Genomic DNA, 19,993 nt, shown 5'->3' with positions numbered 1-19,993 from the left:
ACTGCGGGCATGGAATCAACCGAATATCATCACGCGCTGGCGCTTTTGAACTGGCAGGTCGAACTGGGCGCGACCGAGGCGATCTGCGACGCGGGCGTCAATCGCTACGAGGTGCCCGCGCGCGTCGAGACGCCCAAGGCCGCGGCGGCCCCCACCGGCCCTGCCAGGCGCAGCGCTCCGCCCAAAGCGGTGGAGATCGACCCCGTGGCGGAGGCCCGCCGCGCGGCAGAGGCGGCCGGCGATCTTGATGCCCTGCGCGCCGCGATGGAGCGGTTCGAGCATTGCGATCTCAAGCGTGGCGCGCGCAACATGGTGTTTTCCGACGGCATCCCCGGCGCCCGCGTGATGATCGTCGGCGAGGCGCCCGGCCGCGACGAGGACCGCGAGGGCCGGCCGTTCGTGGGCCGCGCGGGCCAGTTGCTGGACCGGATGTTGGCCGCCATCGACATGGGCCGCGACCGGGCGGATGCGCCGGTCTACATCACCAATGTCCTGCCCTGGCGCCCGCCGCAGAACCGTGAACCCAAGCCCGACGAGATCGCGATGATGCGCCCGTTTCTGGAACGTCACATCGCGCTGGCCAAACCGGAGGTGCTGGTGGTGATGGGCAATGCCGGCGCGCAGGCGCTTCTGGGCAAGCGCGGCATCACGCGTCTGCGCGGCCAGTGGGGCGAGGCGTTGGGCCTGCCGGTGCTGCCGATGGTGCATCCGGCCTACCTGCTACGCAATCCGACGGCCAAGCGCGAGGCCTGGGCCGATCTGCTGGCGCTCAAGGCGCGGCTGTCGGATGCCTGACCTGGTGACCTTGCTGGCCTTTGTCCCGGCGGCGCTGGCGCTGAACCTCACGCCCGGTGCGGACATGATGTTTTGTCTCGGGCAGGGGTTGCGGTCGGGGCCGCGGGCCGCCGTGGCGGCCAGCGCCGGCATCTCTGCGGGGGCCATGGTACACGTCGCGCTGGCCGGGGTCGGGCTCGGGGCGCTGGTGGCCGCGCATCCGCTGGCTTTCGACGTGATCCGCTGGGCCGGGGTTGCGTATCTGTTGTGTCTCGCGGTGCAGTCGGTGCGCGGCGGCACCACCCGGAGCGATGCGCCGCCGCTGACCGCGGCACGGGCGTTTCGTGCGGGCCTGATCGTGAACCTGACCAACCCCAAGGTGATCCTGTTCGTGCTGGCCTTCGTACCGCAGTTCGTGTCGCCGCAGGCCGGGCCGGTTCTGGCGCAGTTCCTGACATTGGGCGCGGTTCTGGCGCTGGGCGGCTTCGCGGTCAATGCGCTGGTGGGTGTGTTCGCGGGCGGTCTGGGCACGCGGCTGGCCCGCAGCGCCCGCGCGCTTGGCTGGATCACCGGCGGAATTTTTGCCGCGCTCGCGCTGCGGCTGGCCATCTTGGAAAGGACCTGAACCATGAGCCGCATCGACGAGAGCATTGATTTCATTCCCGTGCGCATCGCCGTGCTGACCGTCAGCGACACACGCGGTCCGCAGGAGGACAAGTCCGGCGACGTGCTGGTCGCACGGATCGAGGGCGCGGGCCACAGCCTTGCCGCCCGCAAGATCCTGCGCGACGACCGCGCCGCGATCGCGGACCAGTTGCGCGCATGGTGCGCCGATCCCAACATCGACGTGGTGATCAGCACCGGCGGCACCGGGCTTACCGGTCGCGATGTCAGCGTCGAGGCGCACCGCGACGTCTATGAAAAAGAGATCGACGCCTTCGGCACGGTGTTCACCATCGTGTCGATGCAAAAGATCGGCACCAGCGCCGTGCAGAGCCGCGCCACGGGGGGCGTGGCGCAGGGGACGTATCTTTTCGCGCTGCCCGGCAGCCCCGGTGCCTGCAAGGACGCATGGGACGAAATTCTCGGCAAACAGCTCGATTATCGCCATCGCCCCTGCAACTTCGTGGAAATCATGCCCCGGCTGGACGAACATCAGCGACGCAAATAGCGGCCTGCGGCGTTTGCCCCCAAGACATAGTATTTTTCCCCGCCCGGCTTAGATAACACTAATATGCCGGGACCAGCGGGCAAAGGACGCGAATGCGATTTTTACGGCAAAGCATGATTGGCCTGTTTCTGGCGGCGGTGTCGCTGGGCCTGCTGATCTATGCCGCCCAGATTATCGGCAGCGCGGTGCAGGACCGCATGAGCCGCGACACCGCCGCGCCCCCGGCGCGGGAACGGGTCTTTGCCGTGAAGGTCCTGACTGCCCAAGAAGGCACCCGGACGCCCGTGCTCGAAACCTTTGGCGAGGTGCAATCGCGCCGCACGATGGAGGTGCGCGCGCCCGTGGGCGGGCGGGTGATCGAACTGGCCCCCGGCTTCGAGGACGGCGGCACGGTGAACAAGGGCGATGTGCTGCTGCGGATCGATCCGGCGGATGCGGAACTGGTCGTGCAGCGGATCGAAAGCGACCTTGCCGATGCGCAGGCCGAGCAGCGCGATGCCGCGCGCGCCCTGGTGCTGGCGCGCGACGAAGTGGCCGCCGCCGAGGATCAGGCCACCCTGCGTGAACGCGCCTACCAGCGGCAGGTCGATCTGGCGGAACGCGGTGTCGGCACGGCCGCAGCGGTCGAGGTGGCAGAGCTTGCCGCATCCGCCGCACGACAGGCAGTATTGGCGCGACGGCAGGCGCTGACCCAGGCCGAGGCGCGCGTCGATCAGGCCGCAACGCGTCTGGCGCGCGCCGGGATCGCACGCGCCGAAGCGCAAAGACGTCTGGCCGACACCGTGTTGCGCGCGCCGTTCGACGGAACTCTGTCCGACCCAACCGTCGTCGAGGGGCGGCTGGTGGGCAGCAACGAGCGCGTCGCCGACCTGGTCGATCCCGACGACCTCGAGGTGTCGTTTCGCGTCTCGACCGCGCAATATGTCCGGCTTCTCGACCCCTCCGGCGCTGTCACCCGCGCCGATGTGACGGTCACGCTGGACGTGACCGGGGTGGACCTGACCGCGACCGGCCGCATCAGCCGCGTCAGCGCCGGGGCGGGCGACGGGCAGACCGGGAGGCTGGTCTTTGCGAGGCTTGGTGCCGCGCCGGGGTTCAAGCCCGGCGATTTCGTCACGGTGCGCGTCACCGAACCCCCGCTCGATGCCGTGGTGCGCCTGCCCGCCGCCGCACTTGGTTCGGGCGACGAGGTGCTGGTGCTCGGTGATGACAACCGTCTGGAGGCGCTGCCGGTGACGGTGATGCGGCGGCAGGGTGACGATGTTCTGGTGCGGGGTGATGGCCTTGCCGGGCGCGACGTCGTGGTGGCGCGCACACCGCTGCTGGGCCCGGGGATCACGGTCAGACCGTTGCGCAGCGATACCGCGCCGGCCGCCGCCGCCGCGCCCGCGATGCTGGAGTTGAGCGCGGAACGCCGCGCCCGGCTGGTGGCGTTCGTCGAAGGCAACACGCGCATGCCGCAGGAGGCCAAGGCGCGTGTCCTGGCACAACTGGCGCAACGCGAAGTTCCGGCCCGCATGGTCGAGCGGATCGAAGCGCGCATGGGAGGCTAGACCGATGGCCCGCGATATTCCCCGCGCCGCAGGGGGGGTGCTGTCGTATTTCACCAGGCATCCGACCGCCGCGAACCTGCTGCTGGTGATCTTGCTGGTCGCGGGCTTTGCCGCCGCGCCGAACATGCGGGCGCAATTCTTTCCCGATGTGATCCTCGAAAACGTCAGCGTCACCGCCGTCTGGGAGGGCGCGGGCGCGGAGGACGTCGATGCCGCGATCGTGCAGGTGCTCGAGCCCGCGCTGCTCTCGGTGGAAGGCGTCGAAAGTTCGGCCAGCACGTCGCGCGAAGGCCGCGGCGTCATCACGCTGGAATTCGAGCCCGACTGGGACATGAGCCGCGCCACCGACGATGTACAGACCGCCGTGGACGCGATCACCGGCCTGCCGGAGGACGCCGAAGACCCGCTGGTGCGGCGCGGGGTCTGGCGCGACCGGGTGACCGATGTCGTGATCACCGGACCGATCGGCCCCGAGCAGCTTGGGCTCTTTGCAGATGAATTCGTGACGCGCCTGTTCGCCGACGGGGTCACGCGCAGCACGATCCAGGGCGTCGCGGATCCGCAGACGCTGGTCGAAGTCCCCTCCGCCAAGCTGATCGCCCATGACATTGCGATGGCGGACATCGCGCGCGCCATCGCGGCAGAGGTCGATGCCGCCCCCGCGGGCGATGTGACCGGCTCCAACACCCGCGTGCGCACCGGTTCGGAAAAGCGCAGCGCGCGCGAGATCGCGGGCATCGTGCTGCGCTCCAACCCCGATGGATCCAAGCTGCTGGTCGGCGATGTGGCGACGGTCCGCGCGCAGGGCGTCGACCGCGAACGCAGCTATTTCGTGGGCGACAACCCGGCGATTTCCGTGCGGGTGGACCGGTCTGACAAGGGCGACGCGATCGGCGTGCAAGAGACGGTCGAGCATGTCGCCGCCAGCCTGCAGGCGACCCTGCCGCCCGATGTAAGTGTCGAGCTGATCCGCACCCGCGCCGAGGCGATCAGCGGGCGCCTCGATATCCTGATCGACAACGGGCTCATGGGGCTGGCGCTGGTGGTGGGGCTGTTGTTTTTGTTTCTGAATGCGCGCACGGCCTTTTGGGTGGCGGCGGGCATCCCGGTCGCGATGATGGCGGCGATCGCGCTGATGTATCTGGGCGGGCTGACGATCAACATGGTGTCGCTGTTCGGGCTGATCATCACGCTGGGGATCGTCGTCGATGACGCCATCGTGGTGGGCGAACACGCCGATCACCGTGCCCGCCATTACGGCGAAACGCCCGTGGTGGCCGCCGAAACCGCCGCCCGGCGCATGGCGATGCCGGTCTTTGCTGCGACGCTGACGACCGTGATCGCGTTTTTCGGGCTGGTCGTGGTCGGCGGACGCTTTGGCGACCTGATCCGCGATATTCCCTTTACCGTGATCGTGGTGCTGACGGCGTCGCTGGTCGAATGTTTCCTGATCCTGCCTCACCACATGGCGCATGCGCTGGCCTCCACGGCCAAGGCGCGCTGGTACGATTGGCCCAGCCGTCAGGTCAACCGCGGGTTCATGTGGATGCGCGAACGGCTGTTCCGGCCCTTCATGGCCGGCGTGATCGCGGCACGGTACGTGGTGCTGGCGGGCGCGGTCGCGGTGCTGGCCAGCCAGATCGCGCTGTTCGTCCGCGGCGACGTGCAATGGCGGTTCTTCAACGCGCCCGAACGCGGGTCGGTCACCGGCAATTTCGCGATGGTCGAAGGGGCCACGCGCGCCGACACGCTGGCGATGATGCGCGAGTTGCAACGCGCCACGCAGGCGCTGGGCGCCGACTACGCCGAGCGTCATGGCCGCAATCCCATCGACTACGTCATCGCGGAAATAGGCGGCAACGCAGGGTATGGCCTTGCCGGCGCCGATACCAAGGACGAAGATCTGCTGGGCGGCATTTCCATCGAACTGATCGACGCCGACCTGCGTCCCTATTCCAGCTTTGCCTTCGTGGCGGATTTGCAGGATGCGGTGATCAACCATCCGATGGTGGAAACCGTATCGTTTCGCGGCTGGCGGTCGGGTCCGGGCGGCGACGCGCTCGACGTGCAGTTTTTCGGGGCCGGGACGGATGTGCTGAAAGCGGCCAGTCAGGATTTGCAGACCGCCCTGCTGCACTATCCCGAAGTCAGCGCGGTGCAGGACAACCTTGCCTATGACAAGCAGGAGCTGATCCTGGATCTGACGCCGCAGGGGCAGGCGCTGGGGTTCACGATCGACACGCTGGGCCGCGTGTTGCGCGACCGGCTGGGCGGGATCGAGGCGGCGACGTACCCCGACGGACCGCGCAGCGCCACGATTCGCGTCGAGCTTCCCGAGGGCGAGCTGACGGCCGATTTCCTGGATCGCACGCAGTTGCGCACCGCGCAGGGCAGCTACGTCCCGCTGGCCGATATCGTCAGCGCGGAGCGGCGGCTGGGCTTTGGCACCGTGCGGCGTGAAAACGGTGTCCGCGTGGTGTCGGTCACCGGCGACATATCCGAGGACGATCCGGCGCGCGCGACCGCCATCCAGCAGGCGCTGGAGCGCGACATTCTGCCCCGGATCGCGGCGGAGCGTCAGGTGGAGTGGCGGCTGGCGGGGCTGAGCGAGCAGGAGGACAGCTTTCTCAGCGATGCGCTGACCGGTCTGATCCTGGTGCTGACCGGCATTTTCGCCGTGCTGGCGTGGATATTCGGCAGCTGGACCCGTCCGCTGGTGGTGATGGCGATCATCCCCTTCGGCTTGGTGGGCACGATTTATGGCCACGCCCTTTGGGATGTGCCGCTGAGCATGTTCACGGTGGTGGGCTTGCTGGGGATGACGGGGATCATCATCAACGATTCCATCGTTCTGATCACGACGATCGACGAATATGCCCGTGACCGGGGTCTGATCCCGTCGATCATCGACGGGGCGGCGTCACGGCTCAGGCCGGTGATGCTGACCACGATGACGACGGTTCTTGGCATGGCGCCATTGCTTTACGAACAATCGCAGCAGGCGCAGTTTCTGAAACCCACGGTGATCACGCTGGTGTATGGCCTGGGCTTCGGCATGGTGCTGGTGCTGCTGATCGTGCCCGCGCTGATCGCGATGCAGCATGATCTGGCCCGGCAGTTCGCGGCGATGCGGCGTGCCCTGCACGCACCCGTGCCCGGCGTGCGCTGGGCGGCGCGCGGGCTTTGGGGGCTCGTGTTGGGCTGGGTCGGCGTCACTCTGGGCTGGGCCATCTGGCAGGGCGCGCTTCCCGGTCCCGTGCTGCGGCTGGTTCCGACAATTGCCGAATGGCCTGCCGTGCAGGCGGCTCTCGTGCTGTTCGTGGCGGGTGTGACCGGGATCGTTGCCGCTGGCTACCTTGTCGGTGCCATCGGGGTGCTGATCGCGCGCAGGCGCCGCACCGCCCGCGCCTGACGGTGGGCGCCTGAGGACGGACGGACGATCCGCAGCAAGGTTCAGTCCGGCGTGCAGCCCTGAATATCGACCGCATGGGACGTGCCCAGTACCGTCAGCCGGATCGCCGAGCGATCCAGCGCGATCATCTGGCCGTTGACCTGCATCATTTCGGCCACCGCGACGACGTCCTGGCCCTGCCTTTGGCTTTCGGCCTCGCTCACCCAGATGTCGGGCTGTCCGGGTTCGATCACGACAACCTCTGCGCCGCCCGCGCTGGGCATTGTGATCCGCGCCTCGATCCAAAGGCCGTCGGCCGTCGGCTCGACCCTGCAAGTGGCCGCGCTCACGCGACCTTCGTCCGAGGTGAAGGGTTGTTGCGCAAGGGCCGCGGCGATGGCGGGCGTGGGGCGGGTGTCGGTGCCCTGCAGCACCGCATCAAAGCTGAGCGCATAGGGCATGCAGATGTCGCTGCAGATGCCAAGGTTCATCTCGGCGTTCAGATGCACCGGCTGACCGGCGCGTTGCGGCGCAATCGCCAGCGGAATCACCAGGCGGTCGGTATAGCCAAGGGTGCGCATCCCGCTTGTGTCGAACACTTGAGGCGTCGGCCAATGGATCGTGACCCCGCCCAGGTTCTTTGACTCCGACCAGTTGAATTCCGGCGGAATGCCCGCATCGCCGGGCGCACGCCAGTAGGTCTTCCACCCCGGCGCCAACGACAACTCGAGCGCGGCGACGCGGCTGCCATCTGCCTGCACCCACCCCGGCAGCACCTGCGCTGTAACAGGCGCTGTCGCGGAGGGGCCCGTGCCAGATGGTCCCGCCGCCCCGAGGGTCATCGGGGCGGCAGCGATCAGGGCGGCGGCGATCAGGCATGCATGTCTCATATGATTTTACATGGGCGATGGACGCGCGAAAGCCAAGTCACGTCTTGGTCAGCGATGTTTCCGCCCGCACCGGACGCGACGGTCTGTCGGATGTTGCGAGCGGCCTTGCGCGATGCATTCCTTGCGGCCATTCTATTCACCAGGGCGCATCGGCGCATCCTCGCTTTGGCACAAGGGATCGTAATTTGGACCTGACGGGCAAACTACTGGTGGCCATGCCGGGCATGGGGGATTCGCGCTTTGAGCGGTCGGTCGTGCTGATCTGCGTGCATTCCGATCAGGGCGCGATGGGGTTGATCCTGAACAAGCCCAATCCGGACGTCCGCATGAGCGATATCCTCGACCAGCTCGATATCGACGTCGACCGTGCGGTCCCGGTGGTGCCGGTTTTCTATGGCGGCCCGGTCGAGACGGGGCGCGGTTTCGTGCTCCATTCGCCCGATTACCAATCCAGCCTGCACACGCTGAAGGTGCCGGGAGGATTCGGCATGACCGCCACCCTGGACATCCTTGAGGATATCGCCAGCGGACGCGGCCCCGACAAGATCCTGATGATGCTGGGCTATGCCAGCTGGGCCCCCGGACAGATCGAGGCGGAGATCGCGGCGAACGGATGGCTGACCGCCGAGGCAAGCACAGAGCTGGTGTTCGCCACCAAACCCTCGGCGCAATGGTCGGCGGCGCTGGAGAGCATCGGGGTAGATCCGCTGAGCCTGTCGTCGGCGGCCGGGCGCGCGTGATCCCGCGCTAGCGGGGCGCGGCGGCGCGGCGCAGGCGGTCGTTGATGGCGCGGCCCAATCCGTGATCGGGTATGGCCGCCACGGCGATGGGGCGGCCCCTCGCATCCAGACGGTGAAGATGATCGAAGAGGTTCGCGGCCGCCTCTGTCAGGTCGCCGGCGGGTGACAGGTTCAGATCGCAGTCCATCGGTCCGAACCCCAGCAGCAGTTCGCCCTCGCCGGCGGCGGTCGCCCCAAGGCGCACATGGGCGGCAGGGGCATAATGCGATCCCAGTTGCCCTGGCGCCGTGATCGCGCCCTCGCGCGGCTGCGTCAGCGCGTGACCCAGCGCCGCCTCGATCGCCTCGGATGGCAGGCCGCCCGCCCGCAACAGGGTCGGCGCGTCACCGCCAAGCCCGACAATCGTGCTTTCCAGTCCGACCGGGCAGGGGCCACCATCGATCACGGCGTCGATCCGGCCCGACAGACCGTCCAGGACATGCGCCGCCGTGGTCGGGCTGATCCGGCCCGACGGATTGGCCGAGGGGGCCGCGACCGGCCCGTCGAACGCCGCCAGCAGCGCCTGTGCCACCGGGTGTTCCGGCACCCGGATCGCCACTGTCCCGAGGCCCGCCGTCACCAACGAGGACAAGCCGTGACCATCGCGCAGCGGCAGGACGAGCGTCAGGGGACCGGGCCAGAAAGGGGCCGCCAGCCGTTCCGCCAGATCGGACCACAGACCGTAACGGCGGGCGATGACGGCACTGGCCACATGCACGATCAGCGGATTGAAACTGGGCCGCCCCTTGGCCTCGTAGATGGCCGCCACCGCGGCCCCGTTGCGGGCATCCGCGCCGAGACCATAGACGGTTTCCGTCGGAAAGGCGGCGAGCCCGCCCGCGCGCAGGATATCGGCCGCCGCGGCGATGCCGGCGGCGTCGGGGCGGAGCGTCCGGGTGGTCTTCTGGGGCATGCTCGGTCCTCGTGACGCGGCGTTTTGGTTGCCGCGGCGCGATCCGCGGCTCATGTTCCGGTGCAAAGACAGCCCATTACAGTGTGACGCGCGCCTTGCCAAGCGCGCGGCCCGCGCCAGGAGGAATTCCCATGCCATATCACGCCGTCGTCGACGATTATGCATTCATGTTCGATCACATCGTGGGGCTGGACCAGGTCCGCGCCACCGACCGCTTTGCCGATGCCACGGACGACGTGACCCGCGCCATCCTGACCGAGGCGGGCAAGATGTGTGACGAGGTCCTGGCCCCGCTGCAACGCCCCGGCGACCTGCATCCCGCGCGGCTGGAAAACGGTGTCGTGCGCACCTCGCCGGGGTATGACCAGGGCTGGAAGGCGATCGCCGAGGGCGGCTGGATCGGCATGTCGGCGGATCCCGAATATGGCGGCATGGGCTTGCCGATGACGGTGACGAGCGCGGTGAACGAGATGATGAGCGGCGCCTGCCTGTCGCTGCAACTGGCCCCGCTGATGAGCCAGGGCCAGATCGAGGCGCTGGAGCACCATGCTTCGGACGCGATCAAGCAATTGTACCTTCCCAAGCTGATTTCGGGGGAGTGGACGGGCACCATGAACCTGACCGAACCGCAGGCCGGATCGGACGTGGGCGCGCTCAGCTCCAAGGCCGAGGACAATGGTGACGGCACCTATTCCGTCTCCGGCCAGAAGATCTACATCAGTTGGGGCGATCATGACCTGGCCGACAACGTCTGTCATCTGGTGCTGGCGCGGCTGCCCGGTGCGCCCGCGGGCACCAAGGGGATTTCGTTGTTCCTGGTGCCCAAATACCTGCCGGATGACGCCGGCAATGCCGGCAAGCTCAACGGCGTCAAGGTGGTCAGCCTCGAGCACAAGATGGGCCTGCACGGCTCGCCCACCTGCGTGATGCAATACGACGGCGCGACCGGCTGGCTGGTCGGGCCCGAACAGGGCGGCATGGCGGCGATGTTCACGATGATGAACAATGCGCGGCTGGGCGTCGGCGGGCAGGGCATCGGCGTTGCCGAAGGCGCCTATCAGCACGCGCTGGCCTACGCGATGGACCGCAAGCAGGGCCGCACCGCGCTGGAGGGCAAGGACGGCCACACCGGCACCATCGTCGATCATGCGGACGTGCGCCGCATGCTGACCACGATGAAGGCGGACATCTTTGCCGCCCGCGCCATCGCGCTGTCTTGTGCCGTGGCGATCGACATGACCAATGCCACCGGCGACGCCGACTGGAAGGCGCGCGCGGCCTTTCTGACCCCCATCGCCAAGGCCTTTGGCACCGATGTGGGGATGGAGGTTGCCCACACCGGCGTGCAGGTGCACGGCGGCATGGGATTCGTCGAGGAAACCGGCGCCGCGCAATTCAGCCGCGATGTGCGCGTGACCGCGATCTACGAGGGCACCAACGGCATACAGGCGATGGACCTCGTGGCACGCAAGATGATGGACGGGGGCGATGCCGCGGGCCGGCTGCTCGACGAGGTCGAAGCCACCGCCGAGGCCGCCAAAGCCACGCTGCCCGATCTGGCCGAAGCCGTCTGGAACGCCGCCGAAAGCCTGCGCGAGGCGACCGACTGGCTGGCCGAGCAGAAGGATCTCAATGCGCGCTTTGCCGGGGCCGTTCCCTATCTGCGGGCCTTTGCGCGGGTGCTGGGCGGGCATCTGCACCTGCGTGCCGCGCTGGCCGACAAGGGCGGCGCCCGCGAAAAGCTGGCGCGATTCTACATCCAGCGGCTTTTGCCCGAACATGTCGGCCTGCTGGCCCATGCGCAAGCAGGGGCGCAGGACCTTTACGCGCTGACGGCCGACGATTTGGCCGCGTGATGAATACCCAAGCCCCCCGAGGACTGCGCTATCCATGGGAGACGCCGCCCGACGCCGGCACCGGGATAGAGGTCGCCCCAGGTGTGCTGTGGCTGCGCCTGCCGCTGCCGATGAAGCTGGACCACGTCAACGTCTACGCGCTGGACGAAGGCGATAGCTGGACCGTGATCGATACCGGGTTCGCGTCGAAGAAATCCAAGGGAATCTGGGCCGACATCATGGCCGGGCCCCTGGGGGGCAAGCCCGTGTCCCGCGTCGTCGTCACGCATCATCATCCCGATCACGTGGGCCTGGCCGGGTGGTTCCAGACAGACCACGGGGCCGAACTGGTCACCACGCGCACCGCATGGCTGACCGCACGGATGCTGACCCTGGACGAACAGCAGGTTCCGTCGGACGAATCGCTGTCGTTCTACCGCCAGTCCGGCATGCATTCCGAAATCTACGACAAGCGCGCGAGCGAGCGGCCCTTCAACTTTTCCGACGTCGTGTCGCCCATGCCGCTGGGCTATACCCGCATCAGGCAGGATGACACGATCACGATGGGCGGCCGCACGTGGGATGTGCACATGGGCAACGGCCACGCGCCCGAGCATGCGACCTTCTGGAGCCGTGACGACAACCTCGTGCTGGCGGGCGATCAGATCCTGCCGTCGATCAGCCCGAACGTCGGCGTCTATGCGACAGAGCCGATGGCGGACCCGATCGGCGAATGGCTGGAGGCCTGCGAGCGTCTGGCCCCTCTGGCGCGCGAGGACCACCTGGTGCTGGGGGGACACAAGCTGCCCTTTACAGGGTTGCCCACGCGGATGCGCCAGTTGATCGACAATCATCACGGCGCATTGAAGCGCCTGCTGGCCTTCATCGACACGCCAAAGGCCGCGTCGGAGTGTTTCGCGCCGTTGTTCAAGCGCAAGATCGGCGAGGGCGAATACGGCCTTGCGCTGGTCGAGGCGGTGGCCCATCTGAGCCATCTCTATCAGACCGGCCTTGCCACGCGCGAAATGCGCGACGACGGCGCATGGGTGTACCAGCGCGCCGCCTGAACCGGGGAGGAGCATATGGACGACGACATCAGGACCGCCGCGGAGGCCCACGAAGACGATGCGCTGCCGCGGTGCCACGAGGTTCACGCGGACCCGAACACCGCCAATGCGGGCGACCAACCAATCCCAAGGGCGGTGAAGGACACCCCGCTCGCCAAGAAAAGCCCGGCGCAATGGGCCTATGAGCGGGTCGTGCTGTATCTCAGGAACTTCGAAGAGCAGCTCGATGCCGACCAGGAGGTCGCAATGGGGTTCACCGGCGGCGATGCCGGTGTCCTGCGCATCGAGGGAATGGGGTATTTCGACCCCGATATCGTCACCTTCTACGGCACAGATGGCAGCGGCGGCCGGACCCAGCTTGTTCAGCACGTCAGCCAGTTGAACGTGATGCTGCGCGCCCTGCCGAAACCGGTGGAACGCGAGACGCCCAGCCGGATCGGCTTTCGCCTGGCGCAGGATCTCGATGGCGATACCCCTGCGGAGACCTGATCTGCGCCTGCGCCGCTTTGACGGCGTGACACGGCCCGCAGAATCCATTAGTCAGCAGCCAGCGTCATTCAAAGAGGACTGCACCCATGGCAGAACACAAGCACGGTGAGATGAACACCGAAACCCAGGAAAAGACATTCGAAGGCTTCATGCGCTTCACCACGTGGTCGGTGATCGTGATCCTGGCCATCATCGTCCTGATGGCGCTGTTCATCACCTGACACCTCTGTGGCGGGGATCTGCGCGCGTGAAGAGTATCGTTTTTTCGATGGCGGTTCTGACCGCCCTTGGGGCCTGTGCGGTTCCGGACGGGAAGGATGCCAGCCCGCAGGCGATCGCCGCCAGCGCATACCGCGCGCCCGGCCCCGCCACGCTGACCATCTTTACCATGGTCAACAACCGGACGGGCAGCGGCGGCCACACGGCACTGATGATCAACGGATCGCAGCGTGTGATCTTTGATCCTGCGGGATCGTTCCGGCACGAAACCGTACCGGAAAAGAACGACGTGCTCTACGGGATCACGCCCAATTGGGTCAGCTCCTACAAAAGCGCCCATGCGCGCGACAGCTTTCACGTGGTGACGCAGGAAATCGAAGTCACGCCCGAACAGGCCGAGCGGGCCCTGCAACTGGCGCAGACCTATGGACCGGTCGCCGCCGCCTATTGCACGAATTCCACAACGCGACTGCTGCGCGATGTGCCGGGGTTCGAGAACGTCGGCGTGACGTTCTTTCCCGTCACCCTGATGGAGGCGATCGCGCAACGCCCTGACGTGCGGACCGATCGCTATTACGAGAATGACGCGGGCGACGTGCTGGACGGGCTTGCGTCGCTCAAGCTCTAGCCAAGCAGGTAGAGCAGCGCATATAGCGTCACGGCGCCGCCGATGATCGCGGCAAAGACATTTTTCGTGGCAAGACCGATCGCGACCGTGGCCAGCGCGGCCATCAGGCGGGGGGCATCCATCTGGCCGTCCGTCGCACCGGGCCACACGACCTGCGGCGCGACCAGCGCGGGCAGGATCGCCACGGCGGTATATCGCAGATGCCGCAGCAGCCATGCGGGCATGGGCCGGTTGCCGACCAGCCCGGTAAAGGCAAAGCGCAGGGCAAAGCTGCCCACACCCAGCCCGATGATCACGGTCCACAAGGTGACGGGATCGATCATTGCTGCCCCCCCTTGCGCGCTTCAAGCCACACTTCGGCCTGTGCGCCGGCCACCATGCCCGCAACGCCCGACAGGATCAGCCCCAACGAGTAAGGCACACCGGCGGTGACCAGGCTTGCCACGATGGCGACCAGCGCCGCGATCACATGGGCGGGCGTGCGCAGCATCGGCGTAACCAGCGCCAGAAAGGTGATCGGCAGCGCGAAATCCAACGCCCATCCGTCCGGGATCTGGGCGCCGATCAGGGCCCCCACCAGCGTGAACACGTACCACATCGGACAGACCGGGCTGACCGCGCCGGCGAAATAGGCCATACGCTCCGGCACCGTCATGTCCGGCTCCTTTTCATATTGCGCGACCGAACAGGCATAGGACTGATCGACCGTGAAATAGGCCGCCAGCGCCCGCTGCCACAGCGGCGCCGCGCCGATGTAGGGGGTCAGCGACGCGCTGTACATCGCCATCCGCAGGTTGACCGCCAGCGCCGAGGCCAGAACGATCACCGTGGGCGCGTTTTCATCCATCAGTTGCAGCGCGGTGAATTGCGCCGCGCCGGCGATGACGACAATGGAAAAGGCCATCGTTTCAAAGACATTCAGCCCCGCCTCGATCGCCAATACGCCAAACAGCAGCGCAAACGGCCCCACGACCAGCAAAAACGGTGCGCCGTCACGAAAGCCCTTCCAATAGGCCGATTTGATGGTGGTGATGGCCATGCGTTGCCCCTACATTACGGATCAACCGCTTAGCGCCGATCCGGGGGGGATGCAATTGACGGCCCATGACGATATTTCCGACTACCTGATCGCGCCCGATCCCGGGCGCGCGGGCCTGACCCGTGCGGTCGAGGGGTTCGACCACACAGGCGCGCCCGTGATCACCAACGTGGTCGAGGAACGCCCGCTGACGATCTTTCTCAATGCGCAGGAAATCGTGACCGCGATGACCATCGGGGATTATCCCGATTACCTTGCGCTGGGATTCCTGCGCAATCAGGGGATGCTGCGCGACAGCGACGAGATCACCGGCGTTGACTACGACGAAGAGCTTGAGACCGTGATCGTGCGCACCGCGCGCAAGACCGATTACGAGGACAAGATGCGCAAGAAGACCCGCACCAGCGGATGCGCCGTCGGCACCGTCTTTGGCGACATGATGGAGGGACTGGAGGGCGTCCGGCTTCCGGCGACCCCGGTGCGGACATCCTGGCTTTATGCGCTGTCGTCCAAGATCAACCGCACGCCGTCCTTGTACCTCGAGGCGGGGGCGATCCATGGCACGGTGCTGTGCCAGGGCGATCGCCCGCTGGTCTATATGGAAGACGTGGGCCGGCATAACGCGGTGGACAAGATCGCGGGCTGGATGCTGCGTAGCGGCACCGGGCCGGAGGACAAGATCCTGTACACCACCGGTCGGCTGACGTCGGAGATGGTGATCAAGACCGCGATGATGGGCATCCCCGTGCTGGCCTCGCGGTCGGGCTTTACCGCCTGGGGCGTGGAAATCGCGCAGCAGGTCGGCTTGACGCTGATCGGCCGGATGCGCGGCCAGCGGTTCGTCTGCCTGGCGGGCGAGGACCGGCTGCTGCGTGACGCCGATCCGGCATCCGTCGCCGAAGAACCGCGCCGTGCGGGGCGCAAGGGGGCGGTATGAAGCAACCAATGGGCGTGATCCTTGCCGGAGGGCAGGCGACCCGCATGGGCGGGGGCGACAAGGGGCTTCTGGCGCTTGGCGGACAGACGCTGCTGGCGCGCGTCATCGACCGGCTGGCGCCGCAGGTGGCGGCGCTGGCGCTGAATGCGAACGGCGATCCGGCGCGGTTCTCGGGCTATGGCCTGCCGGTGCTGGCCGACAGCGTCGAAGGGTTCGCAGGGCCTTTGGCCGGTGTTCTGGCCGGTCTGGACTGGGCGGCGGCGCAGGGCGCGGACAGCATCGTGACCGCTGCTGCCGACACGCCGTTCTTTCCCTGCGACCTGGTGCCCCGCCTGATCGAGGCGGGCGAGGGCATGGCGCACCCGCTGGTGTTGGCCGCCACGCCGGACCCCGATCGCGGGCAGGTGCGGCACCCGACCTTCGGCCTCTGGCCCGTGGCGCTGCGCGACGATCTGCGCGCGGCCTTGCAGGACGGGCTGCGCAAGGTCGTGGTCTGGACCGATCGGCACGCTGGGCGCGAGGCGGTGTTCGCGGTCGCCGGCGTGGACCCGTTCTTCAACGTCAACACCCCCGACGATCTGACCCGCGCCGAGGCACTGGCATGAGGATGTACGGCGTCGTCGGATGGAAGAACGCGGGCAAGACCGGGTTAATGGAGCGGCTGGTGACCGAAATCACCGGCCGCGGCGTCACCGTGTCCACGATCAAGCACGCCCACCACAGCTTTGACGTGGACCACGCGGGCAAGGACAGCCATCGCCACCGCGTCGCTGGCGCGACCGAGGTGCTGCTGGCCTCGCGCAACCGCTTTGCGCTGATGCACGAATTGCGGGCCGAGGATGAACCCCCGCTGGAGGTGCTGTTGACCAAGTTGTCGCCGGTCGATCTGGTTTTGATCGAAGGTTACAAGCGCGACGGACATCGCAAGATCGAAGCGCATCGCGCGGTCACCGGCAATCCGCTGATCGCACCCGGTGATCCCACGATCCGGGCCGTGGCCAGTGACAGTGAGCTTGCGTTGGATCGCCCTGTGTTCGACCTCGACGATACTTGCACGATCGCCGATTTCATCCTGCGAGAGGTCGGCCTGTGAGCCATTTCGACACGGTGCTGATGGTGGATTGGTCGGGCGGCAACGACCGTGGCGCCAAGCCGGTGAAAGACGCGATCTGGGCCTGCGTCGCGCGGGCCGGCGCGGCGGAGGCGCCGGTTTACCTGCGCAATCGTCAAGTCGCCGAAGCGTGGATCGCCGAACTGCTGGAGACGGAACTGGAGGCGGGGCGGCGCGTGCTGGCGGGGTTCGATTTTCCGTTCGGGTATCCGCGCGGGTATGCCGCGGCGCTGACCGGGCTGGATGATCCGCTGGCGCTGTGGGACTGGTACGCGGCGCATGTGACGGATGAGCCCGGGGCCAACAACCGCTTTGACCTCGCCGCAGAGATCAACCTGCGCTTTGGCGGCAAGGGGCCGTTCTGGGCCAATGGGTTGCCGGGGCGCGATATCGACGGGCTGCCGCGCACCAAGGCGGATTACGAGAACCCCTTTGCGGATCGCCGGCAGGCCGAGACGCAGGCCAAGGGTGCGTTCACCTGCTGGCAGATGGCCGGCGCGGGGGCGGTGGGCAGCCAGGTCTTCATGGGTCTGCCGGTTCTGGCGCGGCTGCGCGCGCGGCTGGGCGATGCGGTGTCGGTCTGGCCGTTCCAGCCGCTCGAGACGCCGGTGGCGCTGGTCGAGATCTGGCCGTCGCTGACCGTCGGCGCAGCGCCCGAGGGGATGATCAAGGACGCATGGCAGGTCTGCGAGGTTGCCCGGTCGGTCTCTGCGCTCGCGCCCGAAGTCCTGGCGGACATCCTTGCGGTCGAGGCCTCGGAAGAGGGCTGGATTTTCGGCCTGGGACACGAGGAGATCCTGCGCAGCCAGCCGCCCGCGCCGCCGCCGTTGCGCAACGATTGCTTTGCCCTGCCTGCCGGTGTGGATTGGACCCCGGTCCAGGATGCACTGGCGCTGCTGCGCGCGGGCCTGACGCCGGTGACCGCAGTCGAAAGCCTGCCTGCGTCCAGGGCCACGGGCCGTATCGTGGCCGAGGATGTGCGCGCGGTTCGCGCCAATCCGCCGCTGCCCAATACGGCGGTCGATGGCTATGGTTTTGCCGGCGGGCGCGATGCGGGGGCGCATGTGATGCCTTTGGCGGAGGGGCGTGCGGCGGCGGGCGATGCGCCGCGGCGCGTGCCGGACGGGATGGCCATCCGCGTGCTCACCGGTGCGGCCCTGCCCGAGGGGGTCGATACGGTCGTCTTGCAGGAAGACGTGACGCTGGGCGGCGGGCAGATCGCCTTTCAGGGTCCGGTCAGGCAGGGCGCCAACACCCGCAACGCCGGAGAGGACGTGCACGCGGGAGAGATCATACTGGAGGCCGGATCGCGGATCGGGCCGCCGCAGGCGGCGTTGCTGGCGGCGACGGGCGTGGGCGATGTGCCGGTGCGCAAACCCCTGCGCGTCGGCGTGCTGTCCACCGGCGACGAAGTGGTGGAGGCGGGCACGCCCGCCTTGCCGGGCCAGATCTACGACGCCAACCGGCCCATGCTGCTGTCGATGATCACGGCCTTCGGGCATGAGCCCGTGGACATGGGCCGCGTCGGCGATGACCGAGAGGCGTTGCGGGCGCGGCTGGATCAAGCCGCCGGGCGCGCGGATGTGATCATGACAAGCGGCGGCGCGTCGGCCGGAGACGAGGACCATGTTTCGGCCTTGTTGCGCGCGGCGGGCGCGATGGAGCTTTGGCGCATTGCGGTCAAGCCCGGGCGCCCGCTGGCGTTGGGCCTGTGGTCCGGCGTGCCCGTCTTTGGTTTGCCGGGCAATCCGGTGGCGGCGCTGGTCTGCGCGCTGATCTTCGCGCATCCGGCGATGGCGCGGCTGGCGGGGCAGGCGTGGCCGGTGCCCCAGGGGTTCGACGTGCCCGCCGCGTTTTCCAAGCGCAAGAAGCCGGGGCGAACGGAATTCCTGCGGGCCCGCATCCGGGAGGGTGCGGCGGAGGTCTTTGGCTCTGAAGGATCGGGGCGGATCAGCGGCCTGAGCTGGGCTGACGGGCTTGTCGAGCTGGGACCGGAGGCGCGCGATGTCCGACCGGGCGACAGGGTGCGCTATATCCCGTTCGCCGCTTTCGGGCTGTAGGCATTCCGGGGCTGTGCGCCGGACCCCGAGGTATGTCGGGCCAGGAGAAACGGTCGATCGGTTGTGTCCGCCGTGCGGTCAGTCGAACGTGCCCGCGACACGCCCCAAAAGCATGAAGGCCCGCGCGGTGCGGGTATCGGCCAGAGCCGAGATTTCACCGTCGGACGCGGTTTTTTCGAACTCCGCGAAGGTCTTGTCGAAGCGGCGCAGGAAGTGATGCGCGGCGTCGCGAAAGATGGGGTCCTGTTTCATCCGCCCGGCCGTCAGGGCCAGCGACGACCGGTCGCGGATGCCGCCCAGAGCCGCGATGGGCCGTCCGCGCGCGCCCTGTCCGAATTGGCGCCAGACCTCGGGGCGGGCCCGGTCGGGGCGCAGATCGTCCATGTAGATGCCATCCTGGCTGAGCAGGGTCAGCACGTCCTGGGCGGCCTGTATGAGCTGTGCCGCCGGCCGATCCTTGAGCGCGCGGCGCAGGGCGGCAAAGCCGCTTTCGTCTTCTGCGGTTTCGGGAAAGTTGAGCGCGCGGATGAAATCTTCGGTCGAGAGCGGCGGCGTCATGTCGCCTGCGGGCGTTCCCAGCGCCAGCACGGGTTGGTCGTTGGGCGCGGCGGGCTGCACCAGCGGCGGGCGGGGGCGGGACGCTTCGGCCTCGCGGCGCGACGAGAATGTGGCAAGCGCCGTTTCGGTCTTGCGCGCTGCGGCGGCGATTTCATCGAGCTTGCGGGCGACGGAGGGTTCGTTATTCAGGTCGCGGCCCTGTTGTTGTGCGATATAGGCCTGGCGTATCGCGTCGATCGCGGCTTGCAGGCGCTGGCTTTCCTCGCGCATGACGCGCGACGATCGCGCCGCCGTGGCCGCGACCCAGATCATCGCCACGGGCATGAAGATCGCAAGCATCGTCATCAGGAAACGCAGGCTGTCGATGCCCGCGTCGCCCGTGCCGGCGCTGGGTGGCATCAGCAGAAAGAACAGGCCCGCGCCTAGCAGCCAGATGATGCTGAGCGCCAGGGCCGTGATCTCGATCCCGGTGATCCCTTCGGATTTCGGGCGGTCATAGATGCCCAGCGGCGTAGGCCGCGTCTTGGGCGCGGCGGTTTGGGTCGGCTGTTGCTGGTTCGGGGCGTCGGCCATGTCAGC

Annotated in this window: 20 protein-coding genes; 15 read left to right on the top strand and 5 right to left on the bottom strand. The window is 67.6% G+C overall.

Annotated features, from left to right (window positions below):
- The first annotated feature begins 9 nt into the window (after window positions 1–9).
- The 5 genes from FDT80_RS08210 to FDT80_RS08190 all read left to right on the top strand — a co-directional run bounded on the left by FDT80_RS08210 (window position 10) and on the right by FDT80_RS08190 (window position 6,910).
- A complete protein-coding gene (locus FDT80_RS08210; protein WP_138661688.1) occupies window positions 10–795 on the top strand; it encodes a uracil-DNA glycosylase in 786 nt (261 codons plus the stop codon).
- On the top strand, window positions 788–1,399 hold the full coding sequence (locus FDT80_RS08205) for a LysE family translocator (RefSeq protein ID WP_138661687.1): 612 nt from the start codon (window positions 788–790) through the stop codon (window positions 1,397–1,399). Before FDT80_RS08210 ends, FDT80_RS08205 begins: the two co-directional genes overlap by 8 nt.
- A 3-nt stretch (window positions 1,400–1,402) precedes the next feature.
- On the top strand, window positions 1,403–1,945 hold the full coding sequence (moaB, locus tag FDT80_RS08200; protein WP_138661686.1) for a molybdenum cofactor biosynthesis protein B: 543 nt from the start codon (window positions 1,403–1,405) through the stop codon (window positions 1,943–1,945).
- Window positions 1,946–2,037: 92 nt separating this feature from the next.
- Window positions 2,038–3,498 carry an efflux RND transporter periplasmic adaptor subunit gene (locus FDT80_RS08195; protein WP_138661685.1) on the top strand — a complete coding sequence of 487 codons (1,461 nt, stop codon included), beginning with the start codon at window positions 2,038–2,040 and terminating at the stop codon, window positions 3,496–3,498.
- Between the two features lie 4 nt (window positions 3,499–3,502).
- Entirely contained in the window at window positions 3,503–6,910 is a 3,408-nt protein-coding gene (locus FDT80_RS08190) for an efflux RND transporter permease subunit (RefSeq protein WP_138661684.1), read from the top strand.
- 41 nt (window positions 6,911–6,951) lie between these two features.
- Here the strand turns inward: FDT80_RS08190 and FDT80_RS08185 are convergent, their stop codons facing one another.
- Window positions 6,952–7,779, bottom strand: coding sequence for a protein-disulfide reductase DsbD domain-containing protein (locus FDT80_RS08185; protein ID WP_246039898.1), 828 nt, complete (start codon window positions 7,777–7,779; stop codon window positions 6,952–6,954).
- Window positions 7,780–7,964: 185 nt separating this feature from the next.
- Between FDT80_RS08185 and FDT80_RS08180 the strand changes: the two genes are divergently transcribed.
- Window positions 7,965–8,519, top strand: a complete 555-nt coding sequence (locus FDT80_RS08180; RefSeq protein ID WP_138661683.1) for a YqgE/AlgH family protein — start codon at window positions 7,965–7,967, stop codon at window positions 8,517–8,519.
- A 7-nt stretch (window positions 8,520–8,526) separates the two neighbouring features.
- On the opposite strand, the gene FDT80_RS08175 is transcribed toward FDT80_RS08180, so the two are convergent.
- On the bottom strand, window positions 8,527–9,471 hold the full coding sequence (locus FDT80_RS08175; protein ID WP_138661682.1) for an L-threonylcarbamoyladenylate synthase: 945 nt from the start codon (window positions 9,469–9,471) through the stop codon (window positions 8,527–8,529).
- Between the two features lie 131 nt (window positions 9,472–9,602).
- Here FDT80_RS08175 and FDT80_RS08170 point away from each other — a divergent pair, with 131 nt between their 5' ends.
- The 5 genes from FDT80_RS08170 to FDT80_RS08150 all read left to right on the top strand — a co-directional run bounded on the left by FDT80_RS08170 (window position 9,603) and on the right by FDT80_RS08150 (window position 13,709).
- Window positions 9,603–11,327, top strand: a complete 1,725-nt coding sequence (locus FDT80_RS08170) for an acyl-CoA dehydrogenase family protein (protein WP_138661681.1) — start codon at window positions 9,603–9,605, stop codon at window positions 11,325–11,327.
- The gene (locus FDT80_RS08165; RefSeq protein WP_138661680.1) at window positions 11,327–12,373 is read left to right on the top strand and encodes an MBL fold metallo-hydrolase; all 1,047 of its coding nucleotides are present in this window, start codon (window positions 11,327–11,329) and stop codon (window positions 12,371–12,373) included. Before FDT80_RS08170 ends, FDT80_RS08165 begins: the two co-directional genes overlap by 1 nt.
- Before the next feature lie 15 nt (window positions 12,374–12,388).
- Window positions 12,389–12,862, top strand: coding sequence for a DUF6173 family protein (locus FDT80_RS08160; RefSeq protein ID WP_138661679.1), 474 nt, complete (start codon window positions 12,389–12,391; stop codon window positions 12,860–12,862).
- Between the two features lie 86 nt (window positions 12,863–12,948).
- Entirely contained in the window at window positions 12,949–13,083 is a 135-nt protein-coding gene (locus tag FDT80_RS08155; protein WP_138661678.1) for an aa3-type cytochrome c oxidase subunit IV, read from the top strand.
- 26 nt (window positions 13,084–13,109) lie between these two features.
- The gene (locus tag FDT80_RS08150; protein ID WP_138661677.1) at window positions 13,110–13,709 is read left to right on the top strand and encodes a hypothetical protein; all 600 of its coding nucleotides are present in this window, start codon (window positions 13,110–13,112) and stop codon (window positions 13,707–13,709) included.
- Here FDT80_RS08150 and FDT80_RS08145 read toward each other — a convergent pair.
- Together FDT80_RS08145 and FDT80_RS08140 are read right to left on the bottom strand one after the other, a co-directional pair.
- The gene (locus FDT80_RS08145) at window positions 13,706–14,032 is read right to left on the bottom strand and encodes an AzlD domain-containing protein (protein ID WP_138661676.1); all 327 of its coding nucleotides are present in this window, start codon (window positions 14,030–14,032) and stop codon (window positions 13,706–13,708) included. The two genes, FDT80_RS08150 and FDT80_RS08145, sit on opposite strands and share 4 nt — an antisense overlap.
- Window positions 14,029–14,748 (bottom strand): AzlC family ABC transporter permease, encoded by a 720-nt coding sequence (locus FDT80_RS08140; protein WP_138661675.1) that lies wholly within the window; start codon window positions 14,746–14,748, stop codon window positions 14,029–14,031. The genes FDT80_RS08145 and FDT80_RS08140 overlap by 4 nt, the downstream gene beginning before the upstream one ends.
- 49 nt (window positions 14,749–14,797) lie before the next feature.
- On the opposite strand from FDT80_RS08140, the gene FDT80_RS08135 reads away from it, so the two are divergent.
- Genes FDT80_RS08135 through FDT80_RS08120 form a run of 4 tightly spaced genes read left to right on the top strand, consistent with a single transcriptional unit; the run spans window position 14,798 to window position 18,856 of the window.
- Window positions 14,798–15,685: a formate dehydrogenase accessory sulfurtransferase FdhD gene (locus FDT80_RS08135; protein WP_138661674.1), complete on the top strand. Its 888-nt coding sequence runs from the start codon at window positions 14,798–14,800 to the stop codon at window positions 15,683–15,685.
- Window positions 15,682–16,290: a molybdenum cofactor guanylyltransferase MobA gene (gene mobA / locus FDT80_RS08130; RefSeq protein WP_138661673.1), complete on the top strand. Its 609-nt coding sequence runs from the start codon at window positions 15,682–15,684 to the stop codon at window positions 16,288–16,290. Before FDT80_RS08135 ends, mobA begins: the two co-directional genes overlap by 4 nt.
- Window positions 16,287–16,778, top strand: a complete 492-nt coding sequence (mobB, locus tag FDT80_RS08125; RefSeq protein ID WP_138661672.1) for a molybdopterin-guanine dinucleotide biosynthesis protein B — start codon at window positions 16,287–16,289, stop codon at window positions 16,776–16,778. Before mobA ends, mobB begins: the two co-directional genes overlap by 4 nt.
- Window positions 16,779–16,798: 20 nt before the next feature.
- The gene (locus FDT80_RS08120) at window positions 16,799–18,856 is read left to right on the top strand and encodes a molybdopterin-binding protein (RefSeq protein WP_138661834.1); all 2,058 of its coding nucleotides are present in this window, start codon (window positions 16,799–16,801) and stop codon (window positions 18,854–18,856) included.
- 78 nt (window positions 18,857–18,934) lie between these two features.
- On the opposite strand, the gene FDT80_RS08115 is transcribed toward FDT80_RS08120, so the two are convergent.
- Window positions 18,935–19,987 carry a hypothetical protein gene (locus FDT80_RS08115; RefSeq protein ID WP_138661671.1) on the bottom strand — a complete coding sequence of 351 codons (1,053 nt, stop codon included), beginning with the start codon at window positions 19,985–19,987 and terminating at the stop codon, window positions 18,935–18,937.
- Window positions 19,988–19,993 lie beyond the last annotated feature (6 nt).

It is taken from the genome of Sulfitobacter sabulilitoris (genome assembly GCF_005887615.1).
Classification (GTDB): domain Bacteria; phylum Pseudomonadota; class Alphaproteobacteria; order Rhodobacterales; family Rhodobacteraceae; genus Sulfitobacter_E; species Sulfitobacter_E sabulilitoris.
Note: the sequence above shows the minus strand (reverse complement) of the source record. Positions and strands in the feature narration are given on the sequence as shown.